Genomic DNA, 14210 nt, shown 5'->3' with positions numbered 1-14210 from the left:
TGGCAAAGCCACAATCTGCTGAAAGTCCTTTGCCGACAACGGCTTGGCCAGCGCTGGCATGAATCTCGCTCTATAGCAGGCGCCTGTCCGCTAACAACAAGAAGGCCGCGCCATGTCGCTCACCCTTGAGCATGTCAGCCGTACCGTGGATAACCAGCTGTGCATCGACGATGCCTGCCTGCGCTTCGAACCCGGCTCGTTCAATGTGCTGCTCGGCCGCACCCTGGCCGGCAAGACCAGCCTTATGCGCCTGATGGCCGGGCTTGATCGGCCGGACCGTGGCCGGGTGCTGATGAATGGCGAGGATGTCACCGGCCGGCCGGTGCGCCAGCGCAACGTGTCGATGGTCTATCAGCAGTTCATCAATTATCCGACCTTGAGTGTGTTCGAGAACATCGCCTCGCCCTTGCGCCAGGCGCGCATGGGCGAAGCGCTGATCCGCGAGAAGGTCCAGCAGACCGCGCAGATGCTGCGTATCGAACCGTATCTGCAGCGCTTGCCGCTGGAGCTTTCCGGTGGCCAGCAGCAACGCACGGCCATGGCCCGGGCACTGGTCAAGGATGCCGAGCTGATCCTCTTCGACGAACCGCTGGTGAACCTCGACTACAAGCTGCGCGAAGAGCTGCGCCAGGAGATGCGCGAGCTGTTCGCCGCGCGCCACTGCATTGCCGTGTACGCCACCACCGAACCCAACGAGGCCCTGGCCCTGGGCGGCACCACCACCATCCTCCATGAAGGGCGCATCGTCCAGAGCGGGCCCACTGCTCAGGTTTACCACCAGCCGCGCACGGTGCTGGCCGCCGAGCTGTTTTCCGAACCGCCGATCAACCTGATGCCCGGGCGTATCAACGGCAACGAAGTGAGTTTTGCCGGTGCTGTGCATTTCGCCATGAACGCCGACCTGCGCCGCATCGGCGATGGCGACTACCGCTTCGGCGTGCGTCCGAGCCATATCAGCCTGGTGCCGTCCAACGACGATGACCTGGAGCTGGCGGTGCTGGTGGAGCTGGCGGAAATCAGCGGCTCGGAAACCTTCCTGCATGTGCGCAACGAGCACTTTCGCCTGGTCCTGCACTTGCCAGGGGTGCACGAGTACCACGTCGATGCGCCGATCCGGGTGTTCATCCCCACCCACAAGCTGTTCGTCTTCGACCCCGCCGGGCAACTGGTGCAGGCCCCGGGCTTGCGTGAAACGAGGGTCGCCTGATGGCCGAGATTCGTCTGCAGCAGCTGGCCCATAGCTACAGCCGTGCCCCCCAGGGTGCGGACGACTATGCCTTGCGTGAGCTTGAACATGTCTGGGAGCAAGGCGGCGCCTACGCCTTGCTCGGCCCGTCTGGGTGCGGCAAGTCGACCTTGCTCAATATCATTTCCGGGTTGCTCAGCCCGTCCCACGGCCAGGTACTGTTCGATGGCAAGGTGGTCAACGAACTGTCGCCACAGGCGCGCAACATCGCCCAGGTGTTTCAGTTTCCGGTGGTCTACGACACCATGACGGTGTTCGACAATCTGGCCTTCCCGCTGCGCAACCAGGGCCTGGATGAAGCGCGCATTGCCAGCAAGGTGGCCGAGATCGCCGAGGTGCTCGACCTCGGCAACCTGCTGAAGAAAAAAGCCCGCAACCTTAGCGCCGATGAAAAGCAGAAGGTCTCCATGGGCCGTGGGCTGGTGCGCGACGACGTCTCGGCGATCCTCTTTGACGAGCCGCTGACGGTGATCGACCCGCACCTTAAGTGGAAGCTGCGGCGCAAGCTCAAGCAGATCCACGAGCAGTTCAATATCACCATGATCTACGTCACCCACGATCAGCTCGAAGCCTCGACCTTCGCCGACAAGATCGCGGTGATGTATGGCGGCCAGATCGTCCAGTTCGGCACCCCGCGCGAGTTGTTCGAGCGTCCGCGCCATACCTTCGTCGGCTATTTCATCGGCAGCCCGGGGATGAACCTGATCCCGGTGCAGGTGCAGCCTGGTGGCGTCGGCTTCGCCGGCATTCACCTGGCGTTGCCGCTGGAGTTGCAGGCGCGCCTGGCTGCGACCAGTGCCGTGCGCCTGCAAGTGGGCATCCGCCCGGAATTCGTCCAGGTCTGGGACACCCCGTTCGACGAAGGCTTCAGCGCCCGGGTGGTGGATGTCGAAGACCTGGGTACCTACAAGATTCTCAGCCTCGACCTGCAAGGCGTGCCGCTCAAAGTGCGCCTGGGCGAGGACCGCACGCTGCCCGAGGGCCAGGCCTGGATCAGTTTTCCGGCGCAGTGGCTGATGCTCTATGCCGATGACGTACTGCTGGAGGCCCGGCCATGAACAAAGTGCCCAACAACAAGGCCTGGTGGCTGGTGCTGCCGGTGTTCCTGCTGGTGGCGTTCAGCGCTGTGGTGCCGATGATGACCGTGGTCAACTACTCGGTGCAGGACATTTTCGACCAGTCCAGTCGCTACTTCGTCGGCGCCGACTGGTACCGCCAGGTGCTGCAGGATCCGCGCCTGCACGACTCGCTGTTGCGCCAGTTCATCTATTCGGCCTGCGTGCTGCTGATCGAAATCCCCCTGGGCATCGCCATCGCCCTGACCATGCCGACCAAGGGCCGCTGGTCGTCGCTGTGCCTGATCGTCATGGCCATTCCGCTGCTGATCCCGTGGAACGTGGTCGGCACCATCTGGCAGATTTTCGGCCGCGCCGACATCGGCCTGCTGGGCGCTTCGCTCAACCAGCTGGGCATCAGCTACAACTACGCCGCCAACACCATGGACGCCTGGGTCACGGTGCTGGTGATGGACGTCTGGCACTGGACCTCGCTGGTGGCGCTGCTGTGTTACTCCGGCTTGCGCGCAATCCCCGATGTCTATTACCAGGCGGCGCGCATCGACCGCGCTTCGGCCTGGGCAGTGTTCCGGCATATCCAGTTGCCGAAGATGAAGAACGTGCTGTTGATCGCGGTGATGCTGCGCTTCATGGACAGCTTCATGATCTACACCGAGCCGTTCGTGCTCACCGGTGGCGGGCCTGGCAATGCCACCACTTTCCTCAGCCAGACCCTGACGCAGATGGCCGTGGGGCAGTTCGACCTGGGTCCGGCGGCGGCGTTCTCGCTGGTGTACTTCCTGATCATCCTGCTGGTGTCGTGGCTGTTCTATACCGCCATGACCCACGCCGACAAACAGTAGGGGCCGCCCATGAACCTGCGCAAGACGCTGGCGCTGCTGCTGTACATTCTGTTCCTGCTGGTGCCGATCTACTGGCTGCTGAACATGTCGTTCAAGAGCAACACCGAGATCCTCGGCGGCCTGACCCTGTGGCCGCAGAACTTCACCTTCGACAACTACCGGGTGATCTTCACCGACCCCAGTTGGTACAGCGGCTACATCAACTCGCTGTACTACGTGTGCCTGAACACAGTGATCTCGCTGAGCGTGGCCTTGCCGGCCGCCTATGCCTTTTCGCGCTACCGGTTTCTGGGCGACAAGCACCTGTTCTTCTGGCTGCTGACCAACCGCATGGCACCGCCGGCGGTGTTCCTGCTGCCATTCTTCCAGTTGTATTCCTCCATTGGCCTGTTCGATACGCACATTGCCGTGGCCCTGGCCCACTGTCTGTTCAACGTGCCGTTGGCGGTGTGGATCCTTGAGGGCTTCATGTCCGGGGTGCCCAAGGAGATTGACGAAACCGCCTACATCGATGGCTATAGCTTCCCGCGGTTCTTCGTGAAGATCTTCGTCCCGCTGATTGGCTCCGGCATCGGCGTCACGGCGTTTTTCTGCTTCATGTTTTCCTGGGTCGAATTGCTGCTGGCGCGCACCCTGACCTCGGTGAACGCCAAGCCGATTGCCGCGGTAATGACCCGCACGGTGTCGGCCTCGGGGATCGACTGGGGCGTGCTGGCCGCCGCCGGGGTATTGACCATTCTGCCGGGCATGCTGGTGATCTGGTTTGTCCGCAACCATGTGGCCAAGGGCTTTGCCCTGGGCCGGGTCTGAGGAGCGCGCTATGGACTGGATGGCCTGGACCCTGCCGACGGCGATCTTCTTCGCCGCGATCGGCCTGTTGCTGCTGGGCATGACGGTGTACGAGCTGCGCCGGCCATGCGTCGAGCGTCGCGGCTTTCTGCCGATTGCCACCACCCGTGGCGACCGGCTGTTCATTGCTTTGCTGGGCAGCGCTTACCTGCATTTGCTGGTAATCGGGCTCAGCGACTGGAACCTGTGGGTGGCCTCGCTGCTGTCCCTGGCCTGGCTGTTGGTGGTGATGCGCTGGGGGTAGCCGAGGGCAATCGGCGCGCCTGGGTGAAAATACTCAATCGGGAGATCACAATGTTCGACAACAACAAGAACCGGCGACATTTGACCCTGGCAGCCCTGCTGGTGCTGGGCAGCTTTCACGCCAGCGCCTGGGCCGATGCCTACGAAGATGCCGCGAAAAAATGGATCGGCAGCGAGTTCAAGCCTTCGACCCTGACTCCCGAGCAGCAGCTCGAAGAGTTGAAGTGGTTCATCAAGGCTTCCGAGCCGTTTCGCGGGATGAAGATCAACGTGGTGTCGGAAACCATCGCCACCCATGAATACGAGTCCAAGGTGCTGGCCAAGGCCTTCAGCGAGATCACCGGGATCAAGCTGACCCACGACCTGCTGCAAGAAGGTGACGTGGTAGAAAAACTGCAGACGCAGATGCAGTCGGACAAGAACATCTACGACGGCTGGGTCAATGATTCCGACTTGATCGGTACGCACTTTCGCTACGGCAAGACTGAGTCGATCACCGACCTGATGGCCAATGAAGGCAAGGACTACACCTCGCCAACCCTGGACCTCAAGGACTTTATCGGCATCTCCTTCACCACCGCGCCGGACGGCAAGGTCTACCAACTGCCCGATCAGCAGTTCGCCAACCTCTACTGGTTCCGCGCCGACTGGTTCGACCGCCCCGACCTCAAGGCCAAGTTCAAGGAAAAGTACGGCTACGAACTGGGCGTGCCGGTGAACTGGTCGGCCTATGAAGACATCGCCAAGTTTTTCAGCGAGGACGTCAAGGAAATCGACGGCAAGCGTGTCTACGGGCACATGGACTACGGCAAGAAAGACCCGTCACTGGGCTGGCGCTTCACCGACGCCTGGTTCTCCATGGCCGGCGGCGGCGACAAGGGCTTGCCCAATGGCCTGCCGGTGGACGAATGGGGGATTCGCGTCGAGGACTGCCACCCGGTCGGCTCCAGTGTCACCCGTGGCGGCGATACCAACGGCCCGGCGGCGGTGTATGCCACGCAAAAATATGTCGACTGGATGCGCGCCTACGCGCCGCCCGAGGCCCAGGGCATGACCTTCTCCGAGTCCGGGCCGGTACCGTCCCAGGGCAATATCGCCCAGCAGATCTTCTGGTACACCGCCTTTACCGCCGACATGACCAAGCCGGGCCTGCCGGTGATGAACGCCGACGGCACGCCGAAGTGGCGCATGGCGCCGTCGCCCAAGGGGCCGTACTGGGAGGAGGGCATGAAGCTGGGTTATCAGGACGCCGGCTCCTGGACCTTCCTCAAGTCGACCCCGGAGAAGCAACGCCTGGCGGCCTGGCTGTACGCCCAGTTCGTCACCTCCAAGACCGTCTCGCTGAAAAAGACCATCGTCGGCCTGACGCCGATCCGCGAGTCTGATATCAACTCCCAGGCCATGACTGACCTTGCGCCCAAGCTCGGCGGCCTGGTGGAGTTCTACCGCAGCCCGGCGCGGGTGCAATGGACCCCGACCGGCACCAACGTGCCGGATTACCCGCGCCTGGCTCAGCTGTGGTGGAGCCATATTGCCGAGGCGGCCAGTGGCGAGAAAACCCCGCAACAGGCGCTCGACGGCCTGGCCAAGGATCAGGACGCGATCCTTGCTCGTCTGGAGCGTTCCAAGGCCCAGGCCACCTGTGCGCCGAAGCTCAATCCCGAGAAAGATGCCCAGTACTGGTTTGATCAGCCCGGTGCGCCGAAGCCGAAACTGGCCAACGAGAAGCCCCAGGGCGAGACCGTGAGCTACAGCGAGCTGCTCAAATCCTGGGAGGCTGCGCGCAAGTAACCACACAGGCACAAAAAAACGGCACCTTCACAGGTGCCGTTTTTATCCCGCCATCAGCACTTACTTATGCAGCTCTTCGGCCGCATACAGGGTGTTTTCCAGCAGGCAGGCGCGGGTCATCGGCCCGACGCCACCCGGTACCGGGGTGATCCAGCCGGCGCGGGGCAGGGCGGTCTCGTAGACCACATCGCCCACCAGCTTGCCATCTTCCTGGCGGTTGATGCCGACGTCGATGACGATCGCGCCTTCCTTGATCCACTCACCCTTGACCAGGCCCGGCTTGCCGGCAGCCACTACCACCAGGTCGGCGCGGCCGACGTGACCGGCCAGATCCTTGGTGAAGCGGTGGGTGACGGTCACGGTGCAACCGGCCAGCAGCAGTTCCATGGCCATCGGCCGGCCAACGATGTTGGAGGCGCCAACGACCACCGCGTTCATGCCGTACAGGTCCTGGCCGGTGCTTTCGAGCAGGGCCATGATGCCTTTTGGCGTGCACGGGCGCAGCAGCGGGATACGCTGGGCCAGGCGGCCGACGTTATACGGATGGAAACCATCGACGTCCTTGTCGGGGCGAATGCGCTCGAGCAGCAGCGAGGCATCCAGGTGCGCCGGCAATGGCAGCTGCAGGAGGATGCCGTCGATGTTCGGGTCGTCATTGAGGCGATCGATCAGCTCGGTCAGGGCTTGCTGCGTGGTATCGCTGGGCAGGTCGAAGGCCTGGGAGTTGAAGCCGACCTCTTCGCAATCCTTGCGCTTGTGCGAGACATAGACTTGAGAAGCGGGGTCGGTGCCGACCAGGATCACCGCCAGGCCAGGCGTACGCAGGCCTTGCTGGCGACGCTCCACGACACGTTGGGCGATCTGCTGGCGCAGGCTGGCGGCGATCGCCTTGCCGTCGATAAGGTGTGCAGTCATGACGCGTGATTAACCATCGAGAGGGAATAAAAAGAGCGCGCATTCTCGCATGAAGGGGCCCGAGGGCAAAGGCGCTTGGTCCGGCAATTGCCCTAAGCCCTTAAATAAAATGAATTTTTTTTAGAAAAGAGTTGACGACCTTTAGGCTCGGCTATAACATTCGTCGCACTTGTCGGGCAGAGCCTAGCACTGGTTAGCAAGGTCAGGCAGAATGAGCAGATTTTTTAGCTTGTTCGGTACGGCTAAAAGTTAATTTGTAATCGTCACAGAAAGCAGATTAAATATGCGCCCGTAGCTCAGCTGGATAGAGCATCCGCCTTCTAAGCGGATGGTCGCAGGTTCGAGTCCTGCCGGGTGCGCCAATCGGCAGCTTTGGCACAAGTAAAGCGGTAACTGCAATATGGTGGACGTAGCTCAGTTGGTAGAGCGCAGGATTGTGATTCCTGTGGTCGTGGGTTCGATTCCCATCGTCCACCCCATATTCCAAAAGGCGCCTGATGAAAGTCTGGCGCCTTTGCTTTAAAAGCGTCATGCGGACGTGGTGAAATTGGTAGACACACTGGATTTAGGTTCCAGCGGCGCAAGCTGTAAGAGTTCGAGTCTCTTCGTCCGCACCATCCAACGTTTCACCGCCCTTCGCTGAAGCGCGTGAATGTTTCAAAAGCAGCTTTGACAGGTGCAAAGCGGCACATGCAATATGGTGGACGTAGCTCAGTTGGTAGAGCGCAGGATTGTGATTCCTGTGGTCGTGGGTTCGATTCCCATCGTCCACCCCATATTCCCAAAGGCGCCCGATGAAAATCCGGCGCCTTTGTTTTAAACGCTTCATGCGGACGTGGTGAAATTGGTAGACACACTGGATTTAGGTTCCAGCGGCGCAAGCTGTAAGAGTTCGAGTCTCTTCGTCCGCACCATCCAAGCTTTCACCGCCCTTCACTGAAGCGCGAGAAAGCCTCGAAAAAGCCGCCTTGTGCGGCTTTTTTCGTTTCCAGGGTTTGATTCCTGCCTGCTGGTTTCCGGCCAAATAGAAAATAGTTTCAGATGGGACTGATTTTCATTTCCCTTTTTGCTTCCCTCGCGTGACCTCTCCTACAAGATCATTTCAATCTGCAAGGGAGCGCCTCGTGAAGAGCACACAGCCGGCCGCCGTTCAGCGGCTGCAGCCAAACAACAAAAACGCTGCACGCAAGATTGCCTGCAGTGCGCTGACCGCACTGGCTTTGGCGGGCGGCAGCAGCGCCTGGTCGTTGGCCAATGCCGCTGAAGGAGGCGCGACCCAGCAGGCGCCGCTGCGCAAGCATTATGAAATTGCGCCAGGGCAGTTGGCGCCGGCCTTGAACCAGTTGGCCACCGCTACCGGGGTGATCCTCACCTTCGATCCGCAACTCAGCGAGAACCGCAGCACCCAGGGCCTGAGCGGCGAGTACACCCTCAAGGAGGCTTTCGACCTGCTGCTGATGGGCACTGGCCTGTGGGTTGAGCGGCTCAAAGATCATACCTACGTGCTGCGCATGCACGAACGCAGCGACAGCGCGCTTGAAGTCGGGCCGACCATGGTCGGCGCCCTGGCCGAGCGGCCCGGGGCAATCCAGAGCAGCCGGGAAGTGCATGCCGAGCGCCAGGACCTCAACAGTGTGGTGCGCTCGATACCCGGTACTTACACCTTGCACTCGCGCAGCCAGCCGGGGGTGTCGGTAAACATTCGTGGCCTGGCCGGCCTGGGCCGGGTCAACACCATGATCGATGGCGTCACCCAGACCTTTCGCAATAATGCCGGCCACGGCTCGGGTGGGCCGATGGCCTTTGTCGACGCCAACCTGCTGGCCGGGGTCGATGTACAGCGTGGTTCGGTGGACGGCGCCGAAGGTGCCAACACCCTGGGCGGCTCGGCGAACTTTCGTACCTTCGATATCGATGACATCGTCAAACCAGACCACCGTGTAGGCCTGCGCACGACTTATCGCACCGGTAACAACGGCTACGGCAACACCCGCATGTTTGCCGCCGGTGCCCGCACCCGTCCGGAAGATGTCGAGGGTGTCTACGGTCTGGTCGCCGCGGTGAGCAGCACCCAGACCGGCGAGTACAAGACCACCAACGGCCAGTCCAACGAATACGACACCACCAAGCAGAACCCACGCTCCGGCTTGCTCAAGCTGCGCCTGCAGCCCAACGACATGCACCGCCTTGACCTGAGCGGGGTGAAGTACCGCAACGAGTTCTATCACAACTACCCCTGGCAACTGGACAACGAGACCTATCGCGCCAAGTACGCCTACACGCCCTACAGCGAATGGGTGAACCTCACGGTCAATGCCTACCAGAACAAGACTGAGCTTGAGTACCCGCCGGTAGAAGAGTCCCACTACATTGGCCGCAAAACCCGCGACGACGCCCACGGCTTTGACCTGACCAACGTCAGTCGTTTCAACCTCGGGCCGGTGGAGGCGAGCTGGAGCAATGGCGCGCGTTACTACACCGACGACTTCGTTGCCCAGACCCCGGAGAAACGCGGCGCCAACCCCGAAGGCAAGCAGGCTACCCATAGCCTGTTCAGCACCCTGGAATTCAACTACGACATCTATGCCCTGACCCTGGCCGGCCACTATGACGGCTACAAGGTCAGCGGCCATGTGCCCAAGTGCTCGATCATTGGCCAGTGCCGCGGCATCGATGGCGGTGACGTGGATATCACCCGTCGTGAACACAGCTTCAACCCGCGGGTGGGCTTCGCAGTCAAGCCTTATGACTGGATGCAGCTCTACAGCAGCTGGTCGCGCACCTCGCGGGCGCCGCGGGTGCAGGAAATGTTCTTCGAGAAAGTACCGCTCGAGGCCGATGCCAGCGACGCCGATGGTGTCGGCGCCAACCCGTTCCTGCGTCAGGAACGTTCGACCAACTACGAGTTCGGGGTCAATTTCAGCCGCGCCGGGCTGTTCAGCAACGACGACTACGGGCAACTGAAGATCAACCGCTTTATCAGCAAGATCGATGGCTACATCACCCCGCAGTCGTTCGACATCCTTGATGACGACGGCGAAGAGTCGGCGAAGATGAACTGGGTCAACTGGCCGGAAGAAGTGCGCATGAGCGGCTATGAGCTGGAAGGGCGCTACGACGCCGGCTTCTTCTACGCCAATCTGTCGTGGACCAAGGCCACGACCAAGTCGCCGACCACCTCCGGCATCGAGCTGGAAGACATCAACAGTCAGCCGGACCGCTTCTGGACCCTCGACCTTGGCACCCGCTGGTTTGACGAACGCCTGGTGCTGGGCGCCCGTGGCGAGTACGCCGGCCCGTCGGAAACCAGCTGGGACTGGTACGAGACGAAAAAATCCAACTCCACCGGGGTGATCTGGGACCTGTACGGCAGCTACCGGGTGCAGGACAACCTGAGCCTGTTCTTCAACGTCGAGAACGTCGGCAACAAGGTCTACAACAACAGCGCCTCGGTGGACTACCTGATGTCGGCGGTGATGGACCAGGGCAACGGCCGTGGCCGCACCACCTCGTTCGGCTTCACCCTCGAATACTGACAGGACCCTTCATGTTCAAGTCTTCTTTTATAGGGGCAGGGCTGGCGCTGCTCGTCGGTTGCGCCAGCGTCAATGCGCCGGTGGCCGACAGCGCCTACACCCGGGTCGAAAGCCATATTCCCGAATGGGGCGCGATCATCGAGTTGGGCAGTGGCAAGCAGGTTTCGCCGACGCAACTGCTTGATGAGCTGGCGCCAGCGCACACGGTGATGGTCGGCGAAGTGCACGACAACTTCGCCCATCATCTGATCGAGCAATGGCTGGCGACCCACCTGGCCAAGCGCCGGCCCCAGGGGGCGGTGGTTCTGGAGATGCTCGACAGCGACCAGCAGCGCCCGGTCGCCGAAGTCCAGGCCTGGCTGGGCCAGGGCAATCAGGTGCGTAGCCAGCGCCTGCAACAGATCATCCATTGGGACCCGCGCTGGAGCTGGGAGCAATATGGCACGCTGATGGTAGCGCTGATGCCGGCGCCAGCGGCACTGCTGGCCGGCAACCTGTCGGGCGCCGAGCGCAAGCGTCTGATGGCAACAGCGCCAGCCAACCCCGACGGTCTGTTCCCGTCGCCCGCCATCGCCGCCCGCCAACGCCAGCAGATCAAGCAGATGCACTGCGGGCAGATCGATGCCGCGCGCATGAATGCAATGCTGGCGATCCAGCACGCCCGCGATCAGCGCATGGCGCAGGTGCTCGATAACGCCCAGGCGCCGCGACTGCTATTGGCGGGTGTGCTGCACACGCTCAAAAGCCTGGGCGCCCCGCCATACCTGGGGCAAGGGGCGAGCGACCCGGGGCTGAAAGTACTGGTGATCGCTGAGCAGGATCATCGCCTGAGCGCCAGCGACGCCGACTACGTCTGGATGCTGCCGAGCGCGGATGCCGAGGGCGCCGCCCTGGTTACCGACGCGGGTGGTTGCGACCAGCCCGCCCATTGAAACCTTCATTACAAGGAATTAGCCATGACTCAACTGACTGAAAGCGGATTCAACCCGCTGTGCCTGGACCTGCCCGCCGTGGAGGTAGCCGCACAGCTGCATAGCCTGGGCCTGGTGCGCACGTGTACGCCGGCTAACCATGCCGTGATCGAACAACTGGGGCGTTATCCGCAATCCGACGATATCAGCGAAGCGGGGCTGGTGATTGGCGAGGACGGCCTGGACCTGCGCTTGAATCTGCGTGCCTGGTACTGGATCGGCATGGCTCATGATGCCAGTGGCTACCGCCTGAGTGTCTTCGATCGCCACGGCAAAGTGCTGCTGCGCCTGGCCTCGACCGAGCAGTCGTCGATGGCCGGCTGGGCAGGACTGTATGAGCAGTGCATCGACAAGCCGGCAGTTTTCAGCGAGCCGCCTTCGTTCGGCAAGCGTGATCTGCAGGTGCCCGGCCTTGTTGAGGAATGGGCGGCGATGGCCAATGTCCATGAGCACTTTGCCCTGCTCAAGCGCCACGGCCTGACCCGTTACGAAGGTAACGCCCTGGTGGCCCCGGATTTTGCCCGGCAACTTTCGCAGACCAGCCCGGTGGCGATGTTCCGTGAGCTGGCCGCCAGCGCGCTGGAGCTGATGCTGTTCGTCTACAGCGCCGGTAGCGTGCAGATCTTTACCGGCCGGCTGACGGGTGTGAGCGAGTCGGGCGCCGAGCTGCTGTTCGACATGCCCGCCAGTGACCAGGCGGCGGCTACCTGCTTCAGGATCGCCGATGCGCCGGATGCGCAGATCTGGCGGGTTTACAAACCGAACCAGGTCGGCGGCGTCACCAGCCTCGAGTTTTTTGATGCCGAGCAGCGTCTGATTGTCCAGGTCTTTGCTCGTCGTCCGGCGGGGCAGCCTGAACAACCGGCCTGGCGTGAGTGGCTGGATGCCCTGGAGGCGGCGCGATGAAGGCTTTGCTGCTTGGCGTGCTGGCGGCCTGTGCGGTCATGACCGTGCAGGCCGAAACCGCCGATACGCTGGTGATCGGCAACGACCTGGCGGAAATTGTCGAGCGCCTGGGCGGTACTTCGCGCCTGGTCGGGCGCGATGATTCCAGTCGCTTTGCGCAGGCCATCGCCAACCTGCCGTCGGTGGGGTACATGCGCCAGCTCTCGGCAGAAGGGGTGCTGGCGCTCAAGCCGCAACGGCTGCTGATCAGCGATGCTGCCCGTCCGGCTATCGTGCTGCGTCAGTTGAGCGGCCTGGGGCTTGAAGTGCTGAGCATTGCCCGCGGCAAGGGTGTCGGCGATATCCCGGCAAAGATCGAGCAGGTGGCGGCGGCCATGAACCTACAGGCGCAGGCGCAACCGTTGCTTGATGAGCAGCGACAGTTGGCTGGGCAGTTGGCCAAGACGCCGGCGCTCAAAGGACCGAAGGCGCTGTTCATTTTCAATCATGCCGGCATGACGCCGCTGATCATGGGGCAAGGCACCGAAGCTCAGGCGGCACTGGCGCAGGCGGGGATCGAAAACTGCGCGACCTTCAATGCCTATAAGCAAGTGGCGGCTGAAGCCATGGTGTCACTGGCGCCGGATTTCGTCATCGTCAGCCGCGCCGGGCTGGCGGCACTTGGGGGTGAAGACAACCTGTGGAAACTGGGCGGCCTGGCCCATACCCCGGCCGGACAGCATCGGCGCTTGGTGCAGGTCGATGACCAGGCGCTGCTCAACCTCGGGCCGCGCACGGTGCAGGCCATGCTGCAGCTACGCCAGGACGCAGGAGCGCTGTTTCCATGAGGCGCGCTAGCAGCGTCTCGCTGCCGATACTGATGCTGATGCTGGCAGGGCTGTGCGCCCTGCTGGTGGTGTGTTCGCTGGTCGGTAGTATCGGCTTGTCGCCACGGATTGTGTTCGGTGATCTGCCCACCGCCCTGGAGTGGCAGGTCTGGAGCGAAGTGCGCCTGCCGCGTCTGCTGCTGGCAGTGCTGGTGGGCTCGACCCTGGCGGTGGGCGGCACGGCGATGCAAGGCCTGTTTCGCAACCCGCTGGCCGACCCGACCCTGCTCGGCCAGGCCAGCGGCGCCGGGCTGGCGGTGTCGATCTGGGTCGTACTGTTCAACGGCCGCTTTGCCGGGCTGGAGCTTTATGGGCAGTTTTTCGCAGGCTTTATTGGCGCGTTGCTGGTGACCCTGGTGATTTTTCGTATTGGCCGCGGCTACAAAGGGCGCGAGTCGACCATCACCTTGTTGCTGGCCGGCTTGGTCATCAACACCCTGACCGGTGCCCTGGGCGGCATCCTCACCTTTGTCGCCAGCGAAGAGCAGTTGCGCCAGCTGAGCTTGTGGGGCATGGGTAGCCTGAGCAGCGCCGAGTGGTCGAGCGTATCGGTGGCCGCCCTGGTCTTGCCCCTGAGCTTGTGGGTGCTGGCGCGCTGCGCGGGCGATCTGGACTTGTTTCAGCTGGGCGAGGTGTCTGCACACGCCGCCGGGCTGGATGGCGACCGGCTGAAAAACCGCGTGGTGCTGGCTTCGTCGCTGGGTGTGGGGCTGTGCGTGGCGCTGAGCGGCATCATCGGCTTTATCGGCCTGCTGGTGCCGCATTGCCTGCGCCTGTATTTCGGCCCCGGCCACCGTTTGCTGATTCCTGCGTCGATGCTCTGCGGCGCGATCCTGTTGCTGGTCGCCGACACCCTGGCGCGCAGCCTCACCAGCCCGGCGGAGATTCCCGTCGGCCTGGTCACCAGCATTATTGGCGGGCCGTACTTTCTCTGGTTGTTGCTTGGTCGCAAAGTGCGGGAGTTTTGAC

Annotated in this window: 12 protein-coding genes and 5 tRNA genes; 16 read left to right on the top strand and 1 reads right to left on the bottom strand. The window is 62.3% G+C overall.

The genetic code is table 11. The features are described from left to right. Nucleotides 1-112: 112 nt before the first annotated feature. The 6 genes from JYG36_RS18535 to JYG36_RS18510 are packed head-to-tail and all read left to right on the top strand — an operon-like array spanning nt 113 to nt 6047. Nucleotides 113-1207, top strand: coding sequence for an ABC transporter ATP-binding protein (locus JYG36_RS18535; RefSeq protein WP_213601983.1), 1095 nt, complete (start codon nt 113-115; stop codon nt 1205-1207). After that, nucleotides 1207-2304, top strand: a complete 1098-nt coding sequence (locus tag JYG36_RS18530) for an ABC transporter ATP-binding protein (protein ID WP_093385287.1) — start codon at nt 1207-1209, stop codon at nt 2302-2304. The genes JYG36_RS18535 and JYG36_RS18530 overlap by 1 nt, the downstream gene beginning before the upstream one ends. Then, nucleotides 2301-3164: a carbohydrate ABC transporter permease gene (locus tag JYG36_RS18525; protein ID WP_045202147.1), complete on the top strand. Its 864-nt coding sequence runs from the start codon at nt 2301-2303 to the stop codon at nt 3162-3164. The genes JYG36_RS18530 and JYG36_RS18525 overlap by 4 nt, the downstream gene beginning before the upstream one ends. Before the next feature lie 9 nt (nt 3165-3173). After that, the gene (locus JYG36_RS18520) at nt 3174-3974 is read left to right on the top strand and encodes a carbohydrate ABC transporter permease (protein ID WP_045202146.1); all 801 of its coding nucleotides are present in this window, start codon (nt 3174-3176) and stop codon (nt 3972-3974) included. 10 nt (nt 3975-3984) lie between these two features. After that, the gene (locus JYG36_RS18515) at nt 3985-4257 is read left to right on the top strand and encodes a DUF2160 domain-containing protein (protein ID WP_045202145.1); all 273 of its coding nucleotides are present in this window, start codon (nt 3985-3987) and stop codon (nt 4255-4257) included. 50 nt (nt 4258-4307) lie between these two features. Next, a complete protein-coding gene (locus JYG36_RS18510; RefSeq protein ID WP_045202144.1) occupies nt 4308-6047 on the top strand; it encodes an ABC transporter substrate-binding protein in 1740 nt (579 codons plus the stop codon). A 60-nt stretch (nt 6048-6107) separates the two neighbouring features. Here the strand turns inward: JYG36_RS18510 and folD are convergent, their stop codons facing one another. Then, entirely contained in the window at nt 6108-6962 is an 855-nt protein-coding gene (folD, locus tag JYG36_RS18505; RefSeq protein ID WP_093385281.1) for a bifunctional methylenetetrahydrofolate dehydrogenase/methenyltetrahydrofolate cyclohydrolase FolD, read from the bottom strand. A 285-nt stretch (nt 6963-7247) separates the two neighbouring features. On the opposite strand from folD, the gene JYG36_RS18500 reads away from it, so the two are divergent. The 10 genes from JYG36_RS18500 to JYG36_RS18455 all read left to right on the top strand — a co-directional run bounded on the left by JYG36_RS18500 (nt 7248) and on the right by JYG36_RS18455 (nt 14209). Then, nucleotides 7248-7324, top strand: a tRNA-Arg gene (locus JYG36_RS18500). A gap of 41 nt (nt 7325-7365) precedes the next feature. After that, nucleotides 7366-7441, top strand: a tRNA-His gene (locus JYG36_RS18495). A gap of 53 nt (nt 7442-7494) precedes the next feature. Next, nucleotides 7495-7579, top strand: a tRNA-Leu gene (locus JYG36_RS18490). Nucleotides 7580-7662: 83 nt separating this feature from the next. After that, nucleotides 7663-7738, top strand: a tRNA-His gene (locus JYG36_RS18485). A gap of 53 nt (nt 7739-7791) precedes the next feature. Beyond that, nucleotides 7792-7876: transfer RNA gene (locus tag JYG36_RS18480), tRNA-Leu, on the top strand. 210 nt (nt 7877-8086) lie between these two features. Next, nucleotides 8087-10498 (top strand): TonB-dependent receptor, encoded by a 2412-nt coding sequence (locus JYG36_RS18475; RefSeq protein ID WP_213601981.1) that lies wholly within the window; start codon nt 8087-8089, stop codon nt 10496-10498. An 11-nt stretch (nt 10499-10509) separates the two neighbouring features. Next, entirely contained in the window at nt 10510-11430 is a 921-nt protein-coding gene (locus JYG36_RS18470) for a ChaN family lipoprotein (RefSeq protein ID WP_093385275.1), read from the top strand. 24 nt (nt 11431-11454) lie between these two features. Next, nucleotides 11455-12375 (top strand): ChuX/HutX family heme-like substrate-binding protein, encoded by a 921-nt coding sequence (locus JYG36_RS18465; RefSeq protein WP_213601979.1) that lies wholly within the window; start codon nt 11455-11457, stop codon nt 12373-12375. Beyond that, on the top strand, nt 12372-13202 hold the full coding sequence (locus tag JYG36_RS18460) for a heme/hemin ABC transporter substrate-binding protein (RefSeq protein ID WP_213601977.1): 831 nt from the start codon (nt 12372-12374) through the stop codon (nt 13200-13202). The genes JYG36_RS18465 and JYG36_RS18460 overlap by 4 nt, the downstream gene beginning before the upstream one ends. Continuing rightward, complete coding sequence (locus tag JYG36_RS18455) at nt 13199-14209, top strand: FecCD family ABC transporter permease (RefSeq protein WP_213601975.1); 1011 nt, start codon at nt 13199-13201, stop codon at nt 14207-14209. Before JYG36_RS18460 ends, JYG36_RS18455 begins: the two co-directional genes overlap by 4 nt. The last annotated feature ends 1 nt before the right edge of the window (nt 14210 follow it).

The sequence above is a fragment of the Pseudomonas sp. SORT22 genome (assembly GCF_018417635.1).
Classification (GTDB): domain Bacteria; phylum Pseudomonadota; class Gammaproteobacteria; order Pseudomonadales; family Pseudomonadaceae; genus Aquipseudomonas.
The sequence above is the reverse complement of the archived record's forward strand: the minus strand, read 5'-3'. Positions and strand labels throughout refer to the sequence as shown.